This is a genomic window from Paenibacillus xylanilyticus, assembly GCF_013359935.1.
Lineage (GTDB): Bacteria > Bacillota > Bacilli > Paenibacillales > Paenibacillaceae > Paenibacillus > Paenibacillus xylanilyticus.
The window spans coordinates 36,444-58,796 of sequence record NZ_JABMCB010000176.1; the positions used below are offsets into that span (position 1 = coordinate 36,444).

Genomic DNA, 22,353 nt, shown 5'->3' on the forward strand with positions numbered 1-22,353 from the left:
CTAAGAAAAAGGCATTTGTACATATGTACAAATGACGGCTTTTGTGCATATGTATAAGGCCGAAGGTCAAAGTTAGTCAAAGTCAGTTAGTGTACTAATAAAATAACTAAGGTTCTTCTTGTCCTCAGCTTGGGACAAGAACTTGGTTTCTTAAAACAAAAAAGCCGCTAATAAAGCGACTTAAATGGGACTATGTTCTTGGTTTTTTAATATTTAAATTGAGGAGTTTTCACATTACGGCTGTGATTATGATCTCACCATTCTTGAAGAGCTCTAAAAATGTTCTTCCGTCTATTTCACTCTCATTTACCATTTGATCATATTTCTCAAATACAGGACCTTGAGTTTTATTTTCACAAACGAATATAAAACCATCTTTACTTGATAAGAAAGCATAAGGTTTATCCTTGTAAACAAATTCTATTTCTCTTTGCTGCCAAATAAACTCAATGATTTGTTCGTAAGTTTCATTCATATTATCACCTAGTATCTTCGACCATTCACCCATTTGTGTCGATGTGGGAATGTGTGTGTTCCATCGCCATTGGAGTGGTCATAATCAATATCTTCATCTGCATCTCCATTTTTATCATAATATCTACGTTGTTTCAACCCTTTTGCATCATAAAGGTCCTCAGAAGATCGGGGTTTTCCTTTAGTATTTAGTTTATTGAACGGGGGGTACTTGTCTGTGTGAGTACCAGCTTTTGTACCGTTTTTCTTTGCGTCTTGATAAGCCTTTAGATTTTGGTCCGATATATATATTGTTAATCAGTTCACTCTCAAAGCCCTTGAAACTAAGATCCAAGTAAGATGAAATAGTACTATTAGAGCTTCTAAATTGTAAACCATCTGGAAATACTTCTCCAAAGTATCCCGTAAGAGCACTTTTGTTATCTGCAGTAGAGTACCAATAATCCCAATCAGTTGAGGATTTATCTAAGTCATTCTCTTCTTCATTCAGTACTAATCTCCATTCTTCTTCTTCCTCAAAAGCAGGATTTTTGTAGAATAACGATTCTTGAATGAGTAGTTTGGTGTCTAAATAATGAAAAAGGTTCATCATATAATCATCATTAAAGTATATCTCACTCATATTATATTTAGAAATAGCAAGATTAATGCTCTCCAAGTAGCTTTGAGCATATTGTGATACTTGCTCTGGTAAGGCTTCTATTGAGTATTTAACTTTTTTTAGTTTTAATAAATTTTCTTTTGAAGCAATTTTTCTTATAATTTCAGCATTAAAGCCTATGGATAGTCCCTTTCCGTCATCGGCATATCCTCTCCATTGACTTAGCTTATCCGCTGCTTCAGAAAAACATGATACATAAAATAGCATTTCATTTTGTTTTATAATTTTTTCTATTGTTAATTTTAACAAATACTTTATTGTGTCTATTTCATCAAGACCATAAATTACTTTATTAGACATTAAGAATGGATTCTCTTTATATTGACGAAGAACTTCTTCTTCTACAAAGGTGAATAACCATTTTCCTTCCATGTTATCATTTGATTTTGTGATGTCTGATAACCTAATTGTCTTATTGCGTATAATGTTTAAAAAAGTTTCAACATTACAATAGTGATAAAGTACATCTGTCATGTTCTACCTCCACTTTTGAAATATTCCAGAATCGTACGTTTTAAACCTTTTAAATATCTACTTGATAAATGTAGATCCATTTGTGACATTGTTATACACTTTGATAATATCATAATGAAAATATCATAAAGAATTTTATATTCTAACATTTATATTGTCAACTTATTTTTCATTACGCAAAACAATATAAAGAAAAAACTCACTATGATTAGCACTATCGTTATTTTCTCCGATAAAATATATTTGCTGAAAATATCTCAATGGCTGCTTTGCAATTGACATCCAATCAACTGTATACAATTTATTAGAGCGGCTGTAACGGCAGATCTGACAATAGAATATTACGATAATTTGTTATCGTCGAATTTAAAGTACATTGCAATGAGAGTCCTTCTACTGTTAGTAGTGTTTCTGACAGTATAACTTCAACTTCAAAAAAAGAGGGAATGCTATAATTAGCACTCCCTCTGATACCTCATTCGTTTTTCATTAAAAGCTCTCTAAGGCGATAAATTAGTGTAGCAGCCTCTGCACGTGTTAGACCCTGTTTAGGCCTGAAAGTATTATCTGGATATCCTTTTACTAATTGCTGTTCCATAGCCATCTTTACATCCTCGGCAGCCCATACTGAAATATCCGATTCATCTGAAAACTGCTGTACAGTTACACCAGGTGCTACCCCTTCACTTAATAAAACATTGATTAGCATTTTAGCAGCTTGCTCACGATTTACAAGAGCCTCTGGACGAAATTCGAGTGTACTAAAGCCTTTTGCTATCCCATTTACGATAGCTGCATTAAGCTCTCTTGCGTACCAAGCAGAATCCTTTATATCCTGAAAGGTTAATGGGATTGACTCGTCAGGATTAGCAGACATGGTGCGTACAATTAATGCTGCGAATTCCATTCGTGTAATCTGCTTATCTGGAGCAAACATCTCGAATGAAATGCCTTTAATTATACCGTCTTTGGCTAAGCTTTCAATTTCATTTTTAGCAAAATTAGTTGAGATATCTTTGAAGATATCTTTATTTGAATGTGCGTTACCTGGACTAACATTGTCTTCTGGTTTAATCTCATTCTCCTCTTCCTTAGTCTCTTCAGTATTCGAAGATGGATTTGGATTTGTGATGGTCGGTACAGCCTGTGTCGAAACTGACACCGTTGTTTCTTCTAAACTCAAACCACCTGGATTCAAAGCTTTAATTTTGTACTCATATGAGGTTGCTGGATCCAAACCTGATTCAGAAAATTGTTTTTGTCCGGCATTTACTCGGCCTATTTCCTTTCCGCTACGGTAGATGACCAGAGACGTAAAGCCTTTCGTATCTACTTGTTTAAAATCTAACGTCACAGATTGTGTTGTGCTTGTTGCTGTGATGTTACTTGGAGCTAGTGGCAACGTCCACAGCTCTACAAGTATGTTCTCTGATGGAACACCATCGCTATTCTCCACGACTATATGCACTGGATACGACGTTCCTGGTTCCAAGCCATCAATGCGGATCGGCAGCGTGTCTCCACGCCACAACTCCGTTCCTTTCTCATCGATCACTACATATTCTTGAGCGTGATCTACTTCTGGGAAACGAATTTCAACCCAATCGTTCCCGCTCTCTACTTCCAAGTCTTTGACAGATACTGGGTCCGTGGCCGTTGTTGTGGTCATTTTGATTCCTTGGCCTTCACCGCCTTGGTTTACTGGCTTAATCTCGTATTCATAAGCCGTTCCTGGTTGCAAATCTGTATCCTTGTATATTACTTCTCCGCTACCGGCGTCCACCTTGGTAATTTCTTGTCCATCACGTAAGATCACGTATTCCTGAATTGCTTGTCCCACCGTCTTCAGCTCAATCGATACCGATGTGGACTTAACCTCCGTAATTTTCGCATTAGCTTCATTTAATTCAGCTTTGGTAACTAGATGTACCTGAACGCCTTCAGAAGCATCTCCGGTCTTATTAATTGAGTACAATGTTAGATCATATGCATGGCCAACTTGCAATTGGATCAGTTGTGTAGCTGCTTGCGATCCGTTGTAATATACATGGCCATTAGCTTCATCTTTCAGCAAGTACCGCATGGATCCATGTGGCTCTGTCCATGTCAGAGATGCCTCAGTATAATCTGCATCTACCTGCAGTAATTCCGGTGCCTCGGTTTTTGTGCTCCACATAATCTCGGATGGTTTACCCATGCTAGTTACGTTTTCGGCAGCTACTGAAAATTGATACTCGGTACCTGGCTGTAGATCGGATATCCGAAGGGACGGTTCTGTAACCTCTACACGATTTCCTTGCTCATCCGTCACCCAGTACCTCTCAGCTGTTGTATCTGCAGTCCAGCCCAGTACCAACTCTCTTTCGCCTACTGTCTGAACCTGCAAGCTAGATGGCCGAGCTGGTTTCGTCGTAAAGTTAAAGGAAAGTGGTACTCCGAAACCCGAATTGTTCCCTGCTTGCACAGTACCTGTATATGCTGTGCTGCCCTTCAGCTGCCGCATTACGTAATGTACGTCAGAAGAGATAAACTGAGTACCATCATGCAGTTCAATCTTGTAGAAGGACGCTCCTGTGACTGAGCTCAGTTGTACCTGGGCTTGTACTTCCTCAATGTCACTCACCAGAATTGATCCAACTTGCTCTGGTAAGGTTAATGTTCGAATCAATTGGGCCTTACCTTGACCAGTGTTGTTAATTGCCACAAGTGATACGGTGTACTCCGTGCCCGCTGTTAGTCCAGTAACGGTGTACTGAAGATTTGGTCCCTGGTAATCTGCTACTGGAAGTCCGTTAAGATCAAACACCTGTAGATGGTACGTGTGTGCGCTTTGCACACCATTCCATTGCGCTGTAAATCCTGTAGTGCTGTAGCTATACAAGTTCAAGGATTTATCTTGAGCGGGTAACGTCATTAAGTTCAACGGATCTGATACCTCTCCCTCACCCGTCTCATTACCGGCAGCAATTGTATAACTGTACGCAGTACCTGATTCAAGTCCCGTATCTTCATAGCTGAGGTCTTGATCTCCTCCGTTAAACACCAGAGCATCACCCTGGTATAAATCATAGTATGTGGCTGTGGTTACGCTTTGCCACTGGGTCGTAATGCTGTTTTCTTTAATCTCTACTGACGTGAATCCCATTGGAGTAGATGGTAAGGTCAAAAAGCCGGTGCTAGTTGCTACGCTTGCTCCTGTTGCATTTATTGCCTGCACTTGCAACGTATATAGACTACCCGGATTCAAGCCAGTTAGAGTGTGTTGTGTGTCCGAAATCACCGTGTCTTGTCGAGTCTGCCCCTGATTATCAGTCAGTACCAATCTGTATTCCGTCGCACTTTGGACTGGATCAATTGTTACATTCATCTCACCAGGCGTCCGGTAGATAGGGTTAATATTCACTAACGGGCTGTCCGGATTTGTCAGCACTTCGGTGCGCGCTTCAGCTGACCCTACATGATTGTTTACCGTCAATTGGTAAGCATAATTTTCCCCACCTACCAGGTGCTGATCGATATATTCACTTGCCGGATATTCCAATGTTGTTTCTTTACCTGTGTTTAAATTTTTGACTGTGTATGTGTAACCATCCGTATATCGATTGCTTGGTAGGTTCCATTGCAGTCTAACTTCGGACGCGCTCAGCGCAGTCGCATCCAACGTAGGAACATCTGGTACATCTTGCAACTGATATGGATTGGATGTATGTGTTCCAACATTGCCGGCATGGTCAGTAACTTGAGTATGAACAAACCAGGTTCCTTCTCCATCATCCACACTCACTTGTCCATTGCTAGGCAGTGTTTGCCATGAACCGCTTGGTGTAGCATTCTGACTTACCTCATAATAGATTGGATCGGCCACCCCAGATAAACGATCTGTTGCCGTAATCTGTACATCAGTGCCCTGTGTAGACCAGTTCAGGCCATTAGGTCCGAGTACTACTTCTGGGAGTTCTTTGTCTATCTGAATGGTAAATTTGATTTCCGGACTCGTAAGCCCAACTGCATCTACTGCCCGAGCAGTGATGATAAATTCTCCAGAGTCCGTCAGAGTACCCCGGTCACCGCTAAGGTACGATCCGTTTCCAATTTTGTATTCATATGTGATATCGGTCGCATCCTGGCTACCGCCTAACTCAAAAGATACGTCTTGATTGGACCAGGATGTATCTGAGACGGTGTGTATTGGAGCTGTTGGAGCTGTGCGGTCGATAAATACCTGCGCATGTGCCTCTGCACTAACATTTCCAGCGTTATCGATTGTCCGGCCCCAGACATCAGTGATACCCTCAATATTCACTTTTACAGGACCTATATATGGCTCCCAGTTACCTTTTCCCACTTTGACTTGGCTATTGGCCACCCCGCTCAGATCATCTTGCCCATCGATCAATGTGATTTCAACTGGATCTTGGGTAGGCTTATCTGAAGTTAGATTCAGTTCTGGTGTACCTGGTGCTTCCTTATCGACTTTAGCAATCACTTGGGATGATTCTCCAATGTTTCCTGCTTTGTCAACGGTGCGAACTTGATATGTCCACTCCCCCGAATCCTGAATTACTACAGGCACTATATACTTCGTCCATGTTTGTCCGTCTCTTGTAAACTCGGTATAATCTGGGCCGCTGTCAGCATCGGCACCATCTGAAGCAACAAGCGTTACGTTTGTATTCGTCCATGAATCATTGGACAGGTATACATCCGGACGGCTCGGCAATGTCTTATCAATGCTTATGGTCTGATGTAATTCTGTACCTACATTTCCGAGCTTATCGATTGACACAGCCGTTAACTCATGAACACCCTCATCTTGTAAAACCATGGTTCCCTTATAATCCTCCCAGGAGCCATTATTCAACTTATACTGTGTTTTCTCTGTCCCTACACCGGTATCAACACCTGGCGTTAGAACGATCGATACTGTTTCTTTCGTCCAGTCCCCACTAGGTGTTATAGTAATTCCTGGTTCACTCGGTCCAGTGCGGTCTATTTTAACGACAGCTGAAGCCGTAGCACCAGTATTGTTCGCCTTATCGGTGGTTGCTGTCTCAATGGTCGTTTGTCCTTCTTGATCTATTTGGAACGAGGAACCATTGTAATCTTGCCAATTACCCCAGCTTCCATTGTTAATTCGGTATTGCGTTAACTTAACTCCGCTTCCGCCGGCTTTATCAGTTCCCGGTGTGATCGTAACAGTTACGGGTGCTTTGGTCCAAGCGGTCTCGGACAAACTTACACTAGGAATTGTAGGAGCTGTCTTATCGATCAAAATTTGCCCAGTGTAGTTAGCTGTTGAAACGCCACCATTAGGGTCAGTGGCTTTAACAACAATGTTTGTATAAGCTCCCTCAGCAAGTTGACTTCCACTCCATGTTAACGACCATGTTTTAGTGCTCGCTGTACCGGTAACCGTAACATTTTTCTCCACGCCATTTATTGTCGCGGAAACAACGACGTTATCATTATCCGGATCTGACACAGTCCCTGTAATACTAACATTACCTGCACTTCCTAATTGGTTAGTCTGAGTTATCTGAATTACCGGGTTACTGTTGAGAATCCCGTAATATACGTACCTTGTACTACCGGAGTATCCATTGTCGGGATACGCATTCCTACTTTGTGCAGTGACTCTCCCGTCATAGACTTCTCTAGATGAATACGTTGGGCTTACCCATTGCTGCCCAGTTGCGTATGCCGTACATGTTGCAGTACCTCCACCAGGAGGCTGAGTGTATTGGGTACAATATTGATAGGACTGATAATATCCACCGCCAGTTTGGTAAGATTCAGTATGATATGTGTCCCATGCGTATGTAGCTGCAGAAGCAGATGGAGGAGGAAAATAACTGAATATCATGGCAGCTATTACAAACAGAATCAATGATTTTCTCTTCATATCTTTTCCTTTCTATTCAATCTCTAAAGAACTAAGTGATTAATCATAGTAGACAGTAACTCAATCCTATTGTTCACAGTCGCATCACTGAGAGCACAAAACCTCCTTTCGATAAAAACAAAAAAGCGGCATACTGAGAGTTCCACAAAATAAGAGAACTCTAGCACGCCGCATCTACGGTAGTGTTAGTTTGTATTCAATTTATTGTTTATAAGTATATCTTGATTTACATCTAAAATCAATTTAAACTTCCATCCAATCAACAAAAAGAGAAATTTATAGATTCTAAAATTTTGACTCATATTGATTTGCTTTATCCGAGATAGTGTCCTTTAAGTGTCCAACTTTAACACAAAGAACCGATCCTCATCTAGCAAGGATCGGCTTACCCATCAAACTGAGAGAGGGAAAAATGGTCATAGTCATAGCATATCCCTCCTGATCAGATATATACATTGTTATGAATAAATTTTTTATCAATAAGTTTAACTTTGCAATTCAGTAATATCAACGTTCATGTACTCTGTAAGCATTAAGGTAATGTCTACTTTAACTTTACTCCATAACAATGTCATTTTATGCTGGTATTCTCTTATGGAGTAGTCTACCGATAAACTGAGCTCGGATCTACTCTCCTTAATGATTTTTATTTGATGTTTCTTTAGACTTAATTTTGATTTGTACATTTCTAAGGCAATCTTCTTCTGAGTATTGTCTAGATAATCGACATACACGGATTTCATCTTAAAATTTGAAGACGAAATTTTATTTTTATCAACTTCTAGAGAACTCAATAAATACGGGAGTTCTACAACCTTCTTTACGAGAGCAAGTTGTTCAGAAGTCTGCCTCACCGTACTCGCCTCCACCTTCCAGTTTTACCGAAACCAATTGATCAAAATCAACAAATTCAAACCCATTATCCATCTCTATCTTGATTTTCTTTCCCATCGTACTAATGGACGTGACAATCCCATGCACATACCAGTTACCCGACTCGTTAAAAACTTCAAAGTTTGCTGATAAAGTATAATTTAGCGACATCTCTAAATTTTGAGCAATGATCTCCCACTCATCTTCATGAATATGCGGTTTGGACTGATAATGAATCTGTGTCCGATGCTCATTAATTCGTTCTTTATGTTGCGGCAACATCATCCGGTTCGACTCCCATAACCCATTGGCTTCAAGCTTTTTACTCATTTGTAATGTCCTCCAATCTTAGACGCTCTATCGATCGCTTGACCGGCAGCAGTAATCGAGCTTGCTCTTAGTATGGCAATGTCGCCAAATCGATCTTTAATGTCGTCCATTACCTGATCAATGGCCCGTTTCTGCTCTTGATCATCAAAGAAAGATAGTTGATATGTATCCGCGTTGGATAATTGAGAAAGGGATACACCTACGCGTCTTACAGGTTGCCCGTCCCAGAAGTGATGGAATATGCGTTTAGCTATCTTGCATACATCAACTGTTATGTTTGTAGGGTCAGGCAGTTTAACTTGCCTGTGGAACCCTGTTGGATGGTCGAAATCGGCCCCAGACACACTTAAAGACACCACACTACCCATAAGACCCTTTTTACGGGCCCTTCTGCAGACTTCTGTACAAATGTCCTGTATAACCACTTCGATCTCCCAGGCCTCCGCATAGTCTCTAGGCAGGGTCATTCCGTTCCCGATATCTTTTTGTGTACTATGGGTGTCGACGGTTACCGGTGAATTATCGAGTCCATTGGCTACTCTCCAGATAACTTCCCCGTTTACTCCCCACTTACTTCTCAGTTTAGATAACGGCGTATTCGCAAGATCTTTAATGGTACGAATCCCCATCTTCCATAAATGTTTTTCCATCCTTGAGCCAATACCCCACATATCACGGATGGGTTTGTCTCCAATGTGAAGATGCAACTCCTCTTTCTTTAAGTGGAATATACCTCCATCAACTTTTTTAGCAATCATGTCGCAGCATAGTTTACTTATGATTTTGTTTTCGCCAATGCCGGCTCGAGCATAAACGCCAGTCTCGTTATAGATTTTGTCTTGAATTTGTTTAGCTAAATCCATTGGATCATTGCCGAAGAGATGCATAGACCCTGTAAAATCAGCGAATAATTCGTCTATACTGTACGGTTCGACCAGATCGGTAAACTCCTCAATTATAGACATGATTTGGGTAGATACTTCGATGTATTCCTGCATATGAGGTTTTACAATGATTAAATCAGGACATTTCTGAAGAGATTGCCAGAGAGGTTCAGCGGTAGAAACACCTTTAGCTTTGGCTAACGGACAAGCGGCAAGAATAATTCCGGAACGTCTTGCTGGATCACCAGCCACAGCTAAAGGTCTGTTTTTGTGTTGAGGCATTTTTGCCTTTTCGACTGAAGCATAAAACGACTGCATGTCAATAAGCATAATGGTTCGCTGCTTAGTCACGGTAATCACCCCTGTACATTTAGAACGTATGTTTGTATATATTATAAACCGAACGCATGTTCCTTATGCAAGAGGTAAATATTTATATTAGCCATAAATTCGATTTAACTTATAAGAGGGCTCCATGGGGGATACGCGAATATCCCTCATCCACGTACCTCATATGGAGTGTGACACGTTAAGTATTGCTTGTGTATTGGTCAACAAAGAATTTCAATCCACACACCCCGTATAGAGTATGACAGTTACATATTCAGTAAATCACGTTTCTTCGTCGTTCTCAAATAAAACTACTTTAATACGAGTCTAAAAGTATTTTTTGCCATTGCCGAAATGGTATAGAATGTCTATTTCGAAATTAGGTGCGAAACTAATAGAGGTTTTATATGACAGCTCCTACTTTCCAGGATTTTAGACTACAGGTTCCTAACGAGGTGAAATATGTACCTAAGATAGATTCCCAAAGGTTTAGTCTATGAAAGTTGACGTCAAATCCACGTATCAATTAGCTAGGTTGGTATATATAGATACCATAGTATGAGCTTTTTGGCCTGTAAGACATCTTCTCCCCTGGCCTTGGTCATTTTAGGAGTATGTAAATGGTTTTATTATAAGTTACTAATCAGGATTTCCCGACAAACTTATGTCTTTTAACTTTTATACAGGCTGTAATTTATCGTATGATACAATATAAAAAAACGGAAAGGAGCTCATATTTCAATGCCTATGATTTCGTTAGATCTGGCACACTTAGAATACATAAAGTCGTTACTCCCAGATAAACCTGCATCACGCATTGGTGAACAAGCTATTAAAGTAATAAATGAAGCAATTGAGTCATCCCACAGAACTAAAGAATGTTTAGAATTTGATTGGTTTTTTAATCAGGAGAATGATGAAAGAGCGTTAAAAGATTTTGTGGAGTTACCCATGAAGATTAAAATGATGACAGTAACAGAATTCTTTAGTAACTTTGAAGAACGTGTGTACATAAGAGTAATTAACGCTTTACAAAGAAGAGGTTGCAACTATATGAATCAACTTCTCGATCTTACAATCTACCAAATTTCATGTACTCGTAATTTAGGAGACAGGAGCCAATTAGCGATCTTACGTGCATTGGGGTCGTACGCAGAAAAAGAGCCCTCACTATGAGGGCTCTTTTGTTTATGCAGCGCTATTATCAAATCACCGAATGTTCACATGAATCTGATTTCCTTTCACAGACAAGAACTGGGGATTAGAAAAAGATCTCATGGAAAAAATAAGTACCCCAGGGTCAAAAATCAAGACTAGGTTCCCCAACCATGACCCATTGTAGTTAGAATTTGCGAAGAAACAATGCCTACACTAGATAGGACCAAGAGATACTTCAATTTTCTGAGCATTAAGTTTATACACCTCACTAGTCAATTGATTAAACCTTTTCCTTGCCTCGTTACCTGCAAATTCCCGGTACATTTCGAAAAGGGACATACTGTTAATTAGGTTTTTCACACTATTCATTCTAATAGAAACCTCAAAACTATCTAATGCATATTTTAAGGCAGTATCGTAATCTTTTTTCTCGTTGAAATAATAAACAGCCAAATCATTCAAAAATTGAGCGTTGCTCTCATTTAAAATCATCGCTTTATATTCTGATAGCCCGGTCGGAAGTATGTGGTTTGAGAATCTGTGGAGGACATAGTCTACATTTATGTTATACTTATTTGCTACTTGAATAATATTATGAAGAGCAATATAGATCTCATTATCATGAGAAGCTATGTAATCAACATATTCGTTCAAAATATCGACTTCACCAGCCATTAATCGGTACAAGTAGGTATTCGCTACTCCCCATTCTTGGAACTGAGAAATTAACCTTTGAGCTTCTTCATCCGTTTCTTTAATCCATTCGCCAGCAGTCGAGTATAAATCTACAAAATGTAATGCCCTATTGTAATCCCCACAATGCTCACTTGCTGTAGAGCGGGCTAAATAAGCATATAGAATATAATAATAGGTCGGACGTGACGAAAGGGGGGTCTCCTTCCGCCGGAGTGACGTATTATACTGTAAATCATATTGAATTTTTGCTCTATCTAACATTTGTTTTGCAAGTTCATCAACTTTGATCCACTTATGTACAGAGCCATAAACATGCATAAGTTGTTTCAATGCATCAAGCTGGTAGGATTCATCCAAACGGTTTATGTAGAGTTCAAATTGCACAGCCAACTTCAGATTCTCTTCTAGGTTTTCTCCTAATTTAATATCAAACAACCGGTATTGACACAAGGCCAATCTTTCCGAGTGTTGCATTTTTTCTGCTTCACTAACCATTTCATAAATAACTTCAGCGGCCTTTAACTTCCCCTGAATGTAGAATTCTTCAGCATAATCAAAAAGAGCCTTAACATAGCTTATATTATCCCAATAAGCAGATGCTAACCTACCAATGCAGTCCATTCGATCTAGTTCTGCACACCTCAATAAAAATGGACCTACCCTTCTTAGGGATGGTTGTTTAATGCAAATACTGACATACGACGAAAAGAATGTGTCTTCAGGCAAACCCATTCCTGAAGTGATCGCAATCAACTGGTTAAAGGAGATAGGCCTCAAACCTTGGATGATCCGGCTTAAGGTTCCTGAATTTAAACCAGATTGTTCAGCAAAATGGGATACCTTCAATTTATTTTTTTCCATATATGATATCAATGATGACTGAATGAATTCTGGGGATTCCAAAAGCACCACCTCCTTAAAAAAAAACAATAACTTGGGTTTTAATTCTACTAATAAGCATATTCACGTATTAAACAGCGGTCAACTACACGTTGTAGTTAATAAGATTCAACGGATTTCTCACCAGTTCCGATATTCAATGCTTATTATATACATGACAAATAGTTCGTGCAATATAGTACGCGTATTATATTACGTGATATATAATTTAAATCTCCTCTATCATTAAACTTAAAAAGGGAGATCTTGCATTGAAATTGAGGGAAGCCCGAGAATCAGCTAATTTTACGCAAGAATCATTAGTGTGGGAAATCGGTACCTACACTAAATGTTCTTTGAGGAACTATCAAAAAGTTGAAAAAGGACTGGTCTCACCAAACATTACGCTTGCCTTAGTCATCTGTGACATTTTGAAGGTAGATCCAAGAGAGATTGATGAATGGAAGTATTAAGTAAGAAAGACACATCGAAGTATCGATGTGTCTTTCTTAATGTAGTGATCTCTCAACCATTGCTTATACTCCATGAGCAAAATGAATTTAAACATCTTACGGGACATCCGCTTTTTCAAGTCAGTGTTCCGTAAAGTATCTTAACCTGTAATACGTTCACTATCACTGTCCTTGCGAATATCATTTGCCAAGCGAATTAACAATTTAGTATCCACTGCATTGAGCACATCATTTTCAAGTTGAGTATATTTTTCATGGAGTTCTGAATTTAACCGTTTTGCTTCTGTTAACTCATCCGATAGCAACATGGTTAATTGTCTAAGTCTAGTCAACTCATTAGTTATAAAGCTAATGGTGTCATTTATATCGTTAACGAATTCAGAAGAATTAGGAAGTACATACACTGTATTTGTAACGATATCCTCTTTCGGTTTAGGTGTTTCTAACGCCGATTGAGCCTCATTAATTGAAACAACATGCTTTTCTTGTGTCCGTTTTGCCTTGGCCTCTTCAATTTTATCACTGTATTGTTTTCGTACTGTAGAATTCCATCTAAATCCACAGGCCTCTTTCGAACGACTCAATTTTTCTGCTGCTTCAACAAATGCTTTTAATTGTGTACTACCAGATTCTATGTGAAGTAATACTGTCTGTGCTAATAATATATCTTCTTCTAACTCCCAACTATCCTTACGAGTCGTCATTTGGATCGCCCCTTATTAATTGATATAGTTAATTTCATTTATATCCATATAGAGGGCTATATATTCATACAATCTACGCAATTAGGTACTATGGTAAAGAAATATTCTCTATTTCTCGTTTATATGTTTAATTATAGTGCTAAGTCTAGATTGAAAATATATATCATTTGAAAAGAATACTCGGTATAGATTATGATAATAAACGAATTGGTTTATTATTAAAAATTTGGGGGTATTCAGATTTGGCCATCGTAGACGACATGCGGAAAAAGATCGAAGAACTTGAAGCTAATATAGCGGTTTATGAGGATATTAGCAGTAATTTACCTAGTGACATTAATTATATTGTTCAGAGTCTACTTAACCATCAATTAAACGACCTACGTTTCAGGTTGGAACGTTTCACTTTTCTTAAATCAGAAAAACAATGTAGCCAGTGTCAAAACTGGATCAAGGAACACGAGGAACCGGTCCTACTCAATTATCAGTACAATAAGATGAAGCCTCTTCACATGACCCTCTGTACTAATTGCATGTCTGCTATGGATAAAGTGATGGTTACCAATGAAGCTGAATCTAAATGGGGATTGCGGCCAGGAACGATTAAGCAGGATCGGCATCTTGGGAAGCTCAGGGAATTTGAAGATATGGGGCTTATCGTGAATAGCGGGAGATATATAAAAGTACACGAACTTGTAATGCGGGCATACTATGAACCTAAACAGCTTGAAAAAGAAGCAAAGAAAGATAGAAAAACCAAAAAAACTAAAAATGAAAAAGAGGCGCCTCAAGAATAAATCTTGGGACACCTCTTATTTACGTTTTATCGGGGGTCGCAGTACATACTACACAAGGTCAGTCTTCGCCCTTTTTTCTTCTTATCTTGAAAGATAAATATCACTCGGTCACTAAATGATCGGATGTCCTTAATGCCTTTGATAACGATACTTATTCCCTCACTTCCCTCTAGATATAGTGTTTTTCGTTTCATGGCTATAGAGCAAAGATTGAAGGGCTGACTCAATATTCCTGTTACCCAACTTTGTAATTCACTGAAATATGCTTGCATAGTCACTCCAATTAACCGATTCTGAACTTCTTCTATGGGCATATTAATGTTGTCATAGGTTTCTGGAAACATATATAGTGGAGGATCTGCAGCAGGAATATCGCTCACTTTAAAATATGCTTTTGAATTAGATTCAAATTCTTTCTCTAAAGACCATTCAAACGAGTATTTCTCCTCACATTCCAACAATGAATATATCGGTTTACGCAAATTCATATATGCTCGCTTTCTTCCCCATTTAATTGGCGAGGGAATACTTGTATCAAGAAGCACTCTCGAATACCACATGTGATCAAGAAAAATGGGAATCGAGAACTCAATATTCTCATCCTCATAACAGACGGATCCTGTTTTTCCGCTCCATTGACTCATTTGGTGAAGCATGAGGTAAGATTCATATATTTGAGTCCGGTGTGGTGGAGTGTTTGTTAATTGAGCAGCGGTATCTTCTAAAGTCATTTGTTCCATAGTTAGTCCCTCCAATATCGATTAATATAGGAATTCAATTTGATCCAGTAGCAATTCTTTATGGTCAGAACTGTTTAAAATGAACAGCTCAAGCAAATCTTCAGCTGAACAGTGATTTGGTAATGATAGTTTAGTAAAACATTCAAACACGTTTCCAATATGGATATTTTTCTGCGCACAATAACCAATCGAAATCCGGGCGGCCTAAAAGTATTGAAAACTTCTGATTGAAGAAAAAGTATAAAGGCTCATAGTGAAATGAGCTCCCATAAAGCAGTATCTCCTCAACGCTCTCATTACCTGGATAGGGATACAGCTGCAGGTATCTTCTAATTTCTTGTAAAGGTACTTCTCGTGGATGTTCTTCATTTGCATCAGCTAACTGTAGACGATCAGACTGCACGAATATGATAGTTAAGTTGTCCTCCATTTGTACTGCAACATGGTCATAGCCGTTACAGCCTTTGGAAATACCATATCTTTGGGTCAGACCATCTATTGTTGTATATACCACCCGGTTACCTGGATAACGGACAGAACACATGTCGGGCAAAAACTCCTCGTTTAAGCAAGGCTGTATCGTAAATTCTGTTGAGTTCATGATGAACATTCCTCTCTTATAGAAAATAAAAAAAGTCCTTAATGGCTAGTAACAGCCTATTAAGGACTTTTTGGTGCTGAATGTATCAGTGTAGAATTTTAGAAATCCCATGAATCTTGATAAAAATTAGATTTAGGAATTACGTAGATTTCCGATATTAATGGAATTTTAATTTCTGTGTGTCCCTGCGGAAGATTTAATATCACCGATTGGGGTCTGCTCTTGGTATATAGCACCTGAACAGCTTTCCCTGCGATCATCATCCCTTTCACAACCATCTGAATGTCATCATCAGGCTGAATCGATCTGGCAGCCATACAAACAGCCTGGTACCGTTCTGCCCAAGCTATATCACCATGACTCACACGATCAACACCAACGGTTTCGAGTTTCACTTTGTTATTGTTTTCATCGATGAGAAATCGTGGTTCCCATGTAGCATGGAACATGGCTGATGAGAATGGACCTGGATCATGGGGAAAGAACCGGTGAATGATCGCCCAAAAGCGATGGGATATCGCCAATCCTTCCGGGATTTCACGGGCCTTCACTTTTTTGATGATTTCTACCACCTCAGTTTGAGAAAGAGGCAGATTGTATTCTCTCCAGAACGTAAGAAGAATCGTGCGTATATCGATGGTTAAATCCCCATAACCGGTACTAAAACCACCTCTGTTTCGGTAATACCCTGTACAGCCGCCATATCGAATTTCTTGTACACCTTTTAATAGCCTCCTCATTTTGTAATGAGGACCTAGCTCTTCAGGATATGCATCAACGAGATTACTTAATGACTTATCCTCTTTAACGACTGTGCATGCCCAACAGCCAAAGCGTGCAGAAGATCCGGAACACCCTTTGACGGCATCATTTTCATTCTGGATGATGGCTCCAATGGGGCACTCCATCATTCCTGAAGCAAGCCCGTAGATATTGATAAGATTGTGATTGGAGTACTCTTCGTTCCAAGGAGCTGGAGTGCGGACTAAGTAAGTGGCCACATCAGCAGCGGTCCAATGGCGAATCGGGGGCGCAGTTCTTAATCCCCCTCTCAAAACATGTACACCATAAAAATCATTGCTAAAATGGTGTTCAATGGACTTAGATCGATTACTGGATTCAGCTGATCTCACTCCGAGGACCTGGCATACTAACTCATTGTTAGAGAAGCGTTCAAGTAAATCATCCTGTCCTGGGTTTACTTTAAGTCGCTCAACGCACCACTTAAATGTTGCTGATGGCGGAATGAATCCATCTCCAAACACGCAAGCTGTGTAAGTTTGGTCTGATTCAGGTTCTACTATAGTAAATCGATCGATACTAAATCCGTTAATAAATAATTGATCAAGCTTATTCGTTACGACTGATTGCATTGTACGAATATGTTGCTCGATGATCGGGTTCTCTACTCCTGTACTGGCTGAGATAATATAAAGCTTGTCCTGATACATCGGATTCGCTAATACAAATTCCACACATAACTGTAGTAGTACACTGGAGTCTTTCCCTCCGGAATATGCTATGACTACCTTCTCATTCTCTGCAAAAATACGTTTTACTGCCTCCTGTGAATACTCAATTAAATGCGAATCGATGGTATCTTGAATCACCATAGCCTCTTTTGGAAGAGGTTCTGTGTCTACAAGATATTCAGTGATATCAAATAGAGCTTGGCTCTCATACTCATTTGTATATCGGACACGTATATTCGGCCACTCATTTGGGAGGTTAACGCCATAAGGGGGGATTTGTTGAGTTGTAAAGAAGATCTCAAGCAAGAAGGAAAACTCACTTGAAGTTCTAAACCAAAGCATAAACTTATGTTTTGGAGATTGAAGGTGCACACTGTATGGTTTTTGGCATGCATCGATAAAGGTTTGTTCTGGGACACAACATTGTGTCTGCAGATTTCCTTCCAAATCTTCTATCAGTTTTGCTAAAGGATGGTACTCCGGTTCCGATAGAACACTTGACCAGTGTACGTTTGTTTCTTTTCCAATCAGTTCTTCAATCGGTTCCTCATCAATAAAATGATGTATCGCAACATAGAAATTTGATAACTGAAATACGGAAGTCCATTTTCTAACGGTCCCGAAGTACACACAGCCGGCATCTTTTAGTAGCCGCCATAACTGAACAGATTGTTGGTTATGTTTGTGTAAATGCTGAACAGGTTTAATTTTACTAACTGTTTCTTTGAATTTGTAGGTGTCTTGTTCCATAGTAATAATTAGCTCAAATAAACAAACATAACGAAGGCAAAAAGCCCTCATTAATAATTCTTATAAGAGCTTTCCTCCATTTATTTGTTTTTTAAAAGAAAAGAAGCGCACTTCGTTATGAAGTGCACTTCTTATGGATTTATTTAGTTGCAGCGACCTGGTTGTAAGGTGATCGTCTTAATTCCTCAAGATCACGAGAAATCACATCTTTAGTCATGGAAGGTGTTCCAGCAACCCAGTTTGAAGATATCCGTCGCTGTTGCACCTCATGAAAGGCTTTAATTGTATCGTAATCAGAGGAGGAGGCAGGACGACGAGCGTTGACTTGTAATTGTCCTTTAAGCATTCGCTTCATTAGTTCCACTCCTTCAAGTAAAAATTCCGAATTTTGAAAATCTCCAGAAAAGCCAAACTTATTTGGTAATATAAATTTACCACGATCCGTTCGGATATTCAATGAGATGCGGTAGTCCTCAACAAGTGACTCCTTCATCACGTGTAGCTTGTCCCACACAGATATACCGCCAAAAACCGGATATCTTTTATCGACGTTATCAAGATAACCGAAATCGCCGAACCAGGTATACATTGCTTCAGCGTTATAAGGCATAATGTCTAATGCTTCGAACTCCCTAACATTCAGCACATGTCCGTATTCATGTTGTAAAGACTGAGCACAGCGCTCATGTAAATTTAACATGTTTAAGTTTTCCAGCAGAAAACTTTGAGAGTCAGGGCTCATTAGCTCTTTTAAGACAAGTTGAAAGGCTTCATTCTTATACAAAATTTTTTCTTTTTCAATCCTTAACTCTGTATTATCAGGTAGCAAGATGATACATTCTTTGTTCATGCTCGGTGATTTGTACATTAGTGCAATCCCATCTCCATGAAGATGAGAACGAAACTTGAAGTAAAGATTGAATACCTCTACCTCCTGCAGCATAGCGCCTCGTTGGATTGCCTTTTTGATACCACCATTCATTTCATATTTTGTTCTAGGTGGCTCTTGATTCGGTAATATTTGATCTGTATGCTGTATGAGTTCCAGAATCAAACCTAATTTGGCTCTTACATTTTTGAACCTCGGTTTTTCGAACTCTAACCAATCTGTTTCCTCCATAATTGCTTCGATTTCATCATCTTCTGTATTAATGACTACTTCTACATCATCATCAAACTCAGCAGGAGTAATGTTGGATACATAGTCAAATTTAAGGTCCTTATTCACTGTTTATTCTCCCTTAACTGGCCTTGTAATAGCTCTATTATAGTATTTTATTTGTTTAATTAATATGATCGACATGGCCAAACATAATAACTACATGGCCACTTTTCGTTGTATAACTTCCATTTGCAGTTTCCAAGTTCCAATCCATAAGGACAGGGGTTATAGTGTTTTTTAAATCATTTAAAAAATGTTCATCGAATAAATCGTTCCGCATAAATCCATAGGCGACTGAATTACATTCCGCCTCTAAACTGTAGGGGATCCATTGAGTTGTAGTAGATTCATGTTCCGCGATCTTCATAAGTTTAAACCAATGAGATGGAAGAAGTCCTTCATCCACCTCAACGATACACAGGACTGCTGCTTTTTGCTTATTCACAAGATACCTCTCCTTTGTTTAATAAATTGTTGAAGTACTGATCGTAATATAATTTGAGTTGTTCATATGCAAGGATCGTATTGTTGATTTGACCTTTACCATATTTCTCATGTAACTCACTTACAGTGAGTGGATTAAATGACGCAAAAGCTCGTTGAAATAGCTGGTATCTACAATCTCTTCGATATCCAATTCAGCTGCTTCTACTACGAGAAGGTTGTACATCTGTCTTCATTCATGAACTTTTTCAACCTATTAAAGTGATATTCATAATCACTTATCTCAGCTAATTCGATGACCCACTCAGGAATTTGAGCCATTTTCAGTGCCTCCTTTGTTGAAATAAAAAAGAGCTTGCCCGTGAACAGGCAAACTCATAAAAATTATTGGAAAAATAGTATTATCCATAAACTACTGGCAAAGTTGATTTATCATGGCCTTCATAAGTAACTTTGACATTCCAAACGGTTAAATCCGTGGATTCTTAGCTAGTTGAAGCATCCTCAATCCGTTTCTGGTTTGGACAACTGCTAAGTTAAGGGCTGTGTCAGCGGCCCGTCCCAAGACAGTGCATGTAGCATCTTAGGCTGACAGACTGTTACCATCTGCCAAAGGTTGGCGCAATATATTGATTGCACCGACACGATCTCGATGTGCTGTATATCCGCAGTTGCATTGGTAGGTTCGATCGGTTGTTTTGTTCCGGTTATCACATGAAGGGCAGGTTTGAGAAGTAAATGCTGGATTAACCTGTGCCACCTTAATTCCTGATATTGCCGCTTTGTATTCGATAAACCTCTGTAATTGATAAAAGGACCAATGATGCAGATTTTTATTGTTTTTGCGACTTTTACTTGTCGTCTTACGAATATCCTTCAGATCCTCAACTTTAATGAGGGATACGTTTTCTTGGATTGCTATGTTAACAATCTGGCGACTGATTTTGTGATTTTGGTCTTTCATGTAACGACTTTCCTTGTTACCATGTTTGCGGATAGCAGCTAATTTCTTGAGTTTTCCTAGTTTTCGTCGATGAGAGTGATACTTACGACGAATATACTTGTTCTTCCTTCCGTTTCCGCAGAATTTTGTTTTGCCACTGGATGTAACGATAACAGCAGGAACTTTTATACCTAAATCTACACCCATAATGATATCACCGTTTGCTTGCTCTGTCGGACATTCAACGGATACTTGCACAAACCATTTCGCTGACTTTTGAACAACGCGTAAAAGACCAAGCTTACCTTTATAAAGAATGTCTCGATCTCGAGCAGACAATCGTGCTGGTAATACCAGACGTTGAACTTTTCCTTCTATAACCACGGGAAAAGAAATGCTTCTGTTACCGATAGAATAGTTTTGATTATTTACGTAATACACTCGCTTTTTGAGAATAGGTAGCTTTTTTAGCTTATTTGCTTTTTTAAAAATACTTTTAGCATCTCGAATGAGTTGATTTTTTACAGCAGAAGGTAAATTCGCGTGGACTGTCTTCGACGTGAGCTTTGGAAACGTTCCAGACGCTACGGCTTGCTTTGTTAGTTTATTAACCGTGCGGATATACGTGTTTGCCATCTCCACCAATATGGATGGGTTAGAGGGAAATATGCGTATCTGAATAGTTATCTTTTGTGACATACATTAACACTTCCCTACACTTTGTTCTTCAAGTTTGTTGAAGTCAGGTTGTCAATTTGTCCTATCCTTCGAAGGTGATTCCCTGTCCCAATAAATGTTAACCAGCTATCACCAACATCTTTCATAATGATTCTGTCTAGTGAACGTTTAGATTCGTACACCCAACCAAAGAAGTGCTCTTCAGTTCCATATTGGTCCGGGTAAACCTCCCAGACATGCCCTACACCTTCATATTCATCTAGAAGAGCATGGCTAGAAACCGTACCGATTTGACGAAGCTGGTTGTAATGTAGCTCAATTGAAACGTGACTGCAGATGTAGTCCATAATTTCTCCTTGTACGAAATTGATTCGATTTGGTGGATCTTTCTCTTTTCTGTTCTTGCTCTTTTTGGGCTGCAGCTAACTTCAATCGTTCTAACCGAAGTTGTTCTTTCTTTTGTTCCCCCCGTCGAAGCATCTCCAAAATGTAAAATCGATTCACACCAGAGATTTTTTCTCCGTTGTACTTGTATTCATCAATTGGGTGGAGCATCAATTGCTCCAAATCCGTCATCACCGGTAGCCATGGTCCACAAATATCACCGTAATCTGGGTGATAGCTGCTGTACCAAAACGATCCGTTTTCCTCTTTTTTGATTGCGTACAAAGAGGCGTTTAAATCTTTTAATCCATGAAGCAAAATGACTGCTACATCACAGAGAAAAAGCTCAAAATCCATTGTTTTCTTCATCGAACTCGCCTTCCTTCCGTTTTTATGTATAAAAAAAGACGCCTAGCTACTTTTCAGTAGTTAAGCGTCTTATAAAACCGTTAAGGGTTTGGTATATTATGAATTAAATCTGAACTGACATTTTAATTGGTAATTAGCTAGCACCCTATTAGAAACTGGGCGATCTGAACTAAAC

The 22,353-nt window shown here is 39.2% G+C and carries 18 protein-coding genes; 3 read left to right on the forward strand and 15 right to left on the reverse strand.

The genetic code is table 11. The annotated features are described in order from the left end of the window. Positions 1-229 precede the first annotated feature (229 nt). The 6 genes from HP552_RS10745 to HP552_RS10770 form a co-directional block, all read right to left on the reverse strand. Positions 230-475 carry a hypothetical protein gene (locus tag HP552_RS10745; protein ID WP_175395483.1) on the reverse strand — a complete coding sequence of 82 codons (246 nt, stop codon included), beginning with the start codon at positions 473-475 and terminating at the stop codon, positions 230-232. Between the two features lie 192 nt (positions 476-667). After that, on the reverse strand, positions 668-1,609 hold the full coding sequence (locus tag HP552_RS10750) for a DUF2971 domain-containing protein (protein WP_175395484.1): 942 nt from the start codon (positions 1,607-1,609) through the stop codon (positions 668-670). 475 nt (positions 1,610-2,084) lie between these two features. Continuing rightward, positions 2,085-7,511: an OmpL47-type beta-barrel domain-containing protein gene (locus tag HP552_RS10755; protein ID WP_175395485.1), complete on the reverse strand. Its 5,427-nt coding sequence runs from the start codon at positions 7,509-7,511 to the stop codon at positions 2,085-2,087. A 485-nt stretch (positions 7,512-7,996) separates the two neighbouring features. After that, the gene (locus tag HP552_RS10760) at positions 7,997-8,365 is read right to left on the reverse strand and encodes a YhjD family protein (protein WP_175395486.1); all 369 of its coding nucleotides are present in this window, start codon (positions 8,363-8,365) and stop codon (positions 7,997-7,999) included. Continuing rightward, the gene (locus HP552_RS10765) at positions 8,349-8,714 is read right to left on the reverse strand and encodes a YolD-like family protein (protein WP_175395487.1); all 366 of its coding nucleotides are present in this window, start codon (positions 8,712-8,714) and stop codon (positions 8,349-8,351) included. The genes HP552_RS10760 and HP552_RS10765 overlap by 17 nt, the downstream gene beginning before the upstream one ends. Beyond that, entirely contained in the window at positions 8,711-9,928 is a 1,218-nt protein-coding gene (locus HP552_RS10770) for a DNA polymerase IV (protein ID WP_175395537.1), read from the reverse strand. Before HP552_RS10770 ends, HP552_RS10765 begins: the two co-directional genes overlap by 4 nt. Positions 9,929-10,669: 741 nt before the next feature. Between HP552_RS10770 and HP552_RS10775 the strand changes: the two genes are divergently transcribed. Next, positions 10,670-11,104 (forward strand): DNA-directed RNA polymerase subunit alpha C-terminal domain-containing protein, encoded by a 435-nt coding sequence (locus HP552_RS10775; protein WP_175395488.1) that lies wholly within the window; start codon positions 10,670-10,672, stop codon positions 11,102-11,104. A gap of 195 nt (positions 11,105-11,299) precedes the next feature. On the opposite strand, the gene HP552_RS10780 is transcribed toward HP552_RS10775, so the two are convergent. Next, entirely contained in the window at positions 11,300-12,685 is a 1,386-nt protein-coding gene (locus HP552_RS10780; protein WP_175395489.1) for a helix-turn-helix domain-containing protein, read from the reverse strand. 248 nt (positions 12,686-12,933) lie between these two features. Between HP552_RS10780 and HP552_RS35785 the strand changes: the two genes are divergently transcribed. Further along, the gene (locus tag HP552_RS35785) at positions 12,934-13,134 is read left to right on the forward strand and encodes a helix-turn-helix transcriptional regulator (RefSeq protein WP_175395490.1); all 201 of its coding nucleotides are present in this window, start codon (positions 12,934-12,936) and stop codon (positions 13,132-13,134) included. 140 nt (positions 13,135-13,274) lie between these two features. Here the strand turns inward: HP552_RS35785 and HP552_RS10790 are convergent, their stop codons facing one another. Beyond that, positions 13,275-13,838, reverse strand: coding sequence for an RsfA family transcriptional regulator (locus HP552_RS10790; protein ID WP_175395491.1), 564 nt, complete (start codon positions 13,836-13,838; stop codon positions 13,275-13,277). A 242-nt stretch (positions 13,839-14,080) separates the two neighbouring features. Here HP552_RS10790 and HP552_RS10795 point away from each other — a divergent pair, with 242 nt between their 5' ends. Next, positions 14,081-14,635: a hypothetical protein gene (locus tag HP552_RS10795; protein WP_175395492.1), complete on the forward strand. Its 555-nt coding sequence runs from the start codon at positions 14,081-14,083 to the stop codon at positions 14,633-14,635. Between the two features lie 26 nt (positions 14,636-14,661). On the opposite strand, the gene HP552_RS10800 is transcribed toward HP552_RS10795, so the two are convergent. The 7 genes from HP552_RS10800 to HP552_RS10830 all read right to left on the reverse strand — a co-directional run bounded on the left by HP552_RS10800 (position 14,662) and on the right by HP552_RS10830 (position 22,178). Further along, the gene (locus HP552_RS10800; protein ID WP_175395493.1) at positions 14,662-15,375 is read right to left on the reverse strand and encodes a hypothetical protein; all 714 of its coding nucleotides are present in this window, start codon (positions 15,373-15,375) and stop codon (positions 14,662-14,664) included. Positions 15,376-15,517: 142 nt separating this feature from the next. Next, a complete protein-coding gene (locus HP552_RS10805) occupies positions 15,518-15,976 on the reverse strand; it encodes a type IV pilus biogenesis protein PilM (RefSeq protein WP_175395494.1) in 459 nt (152 codons plus the stop codon). Positions 15,977-16,074: 98 nt separating this feature from the next. After that, positions 16,075-18,198 (reverse strand): phosphoadenosine phosphosulfate reductase domain-containing protein, encoded by a 2,124-nt coding sequence (locus tag HP552_RS10810; protein WP_175395495.1) that lies wholly within the window; start codon positions 18,196-18,198, stop codon positions 16,075-16,077. 139 nt (positions 18,199-18,337) lie between these two features. After that, positions 18,338-19,426: a hypothetical protein gene (locus tag HP552_RS10815; protein WP_175395496.1), complete on the reverse strand. Its 1,089-nt coding sequence runs from the start codon at positions 19,424-19,426 to the stop codon at positions 18,338-18,340. 55 nt (positions 19,427-19,481) lie between these two features. Beyond that, a complete protein-coding gene (locus tag HP552_RS10820) occupies positions 19,482-19,805 on the reverse strand; it encodes a hypothetical protein (RefSeq protein WP_175395497.1) in 324 nt (107 codons plus the stop codon). A 582-nt stretch (positions 19,806-20,387) separates the two neighbouring features. Continuing rightward, positions 20,388-21,446 (reverse strand): RNA-guided endonuclease InsQ/TnpB family protein, encoded by a 1,059-nt coding sequence (locus HP552_RS10825; protein WP_175395498.1) that lies wholly within the window; start codon positions 21,444-21,446, stop codon positions 20,388-20,390. A gap of 294 nt (positions 21,447-21,740) precedes the next feature. Beyond that, positions 21,741-22,178, reverse strand: coding sequence for a hypothetical protein (locus HP552_RS10830; RefSeq protein ID WP_024630839.1), 438 nt, complete (start codon positions 22,176-22,178; stop codon positions 21,741-21,743). Positions 22,179-22,353: the final 175 nt, after the last annotated feature.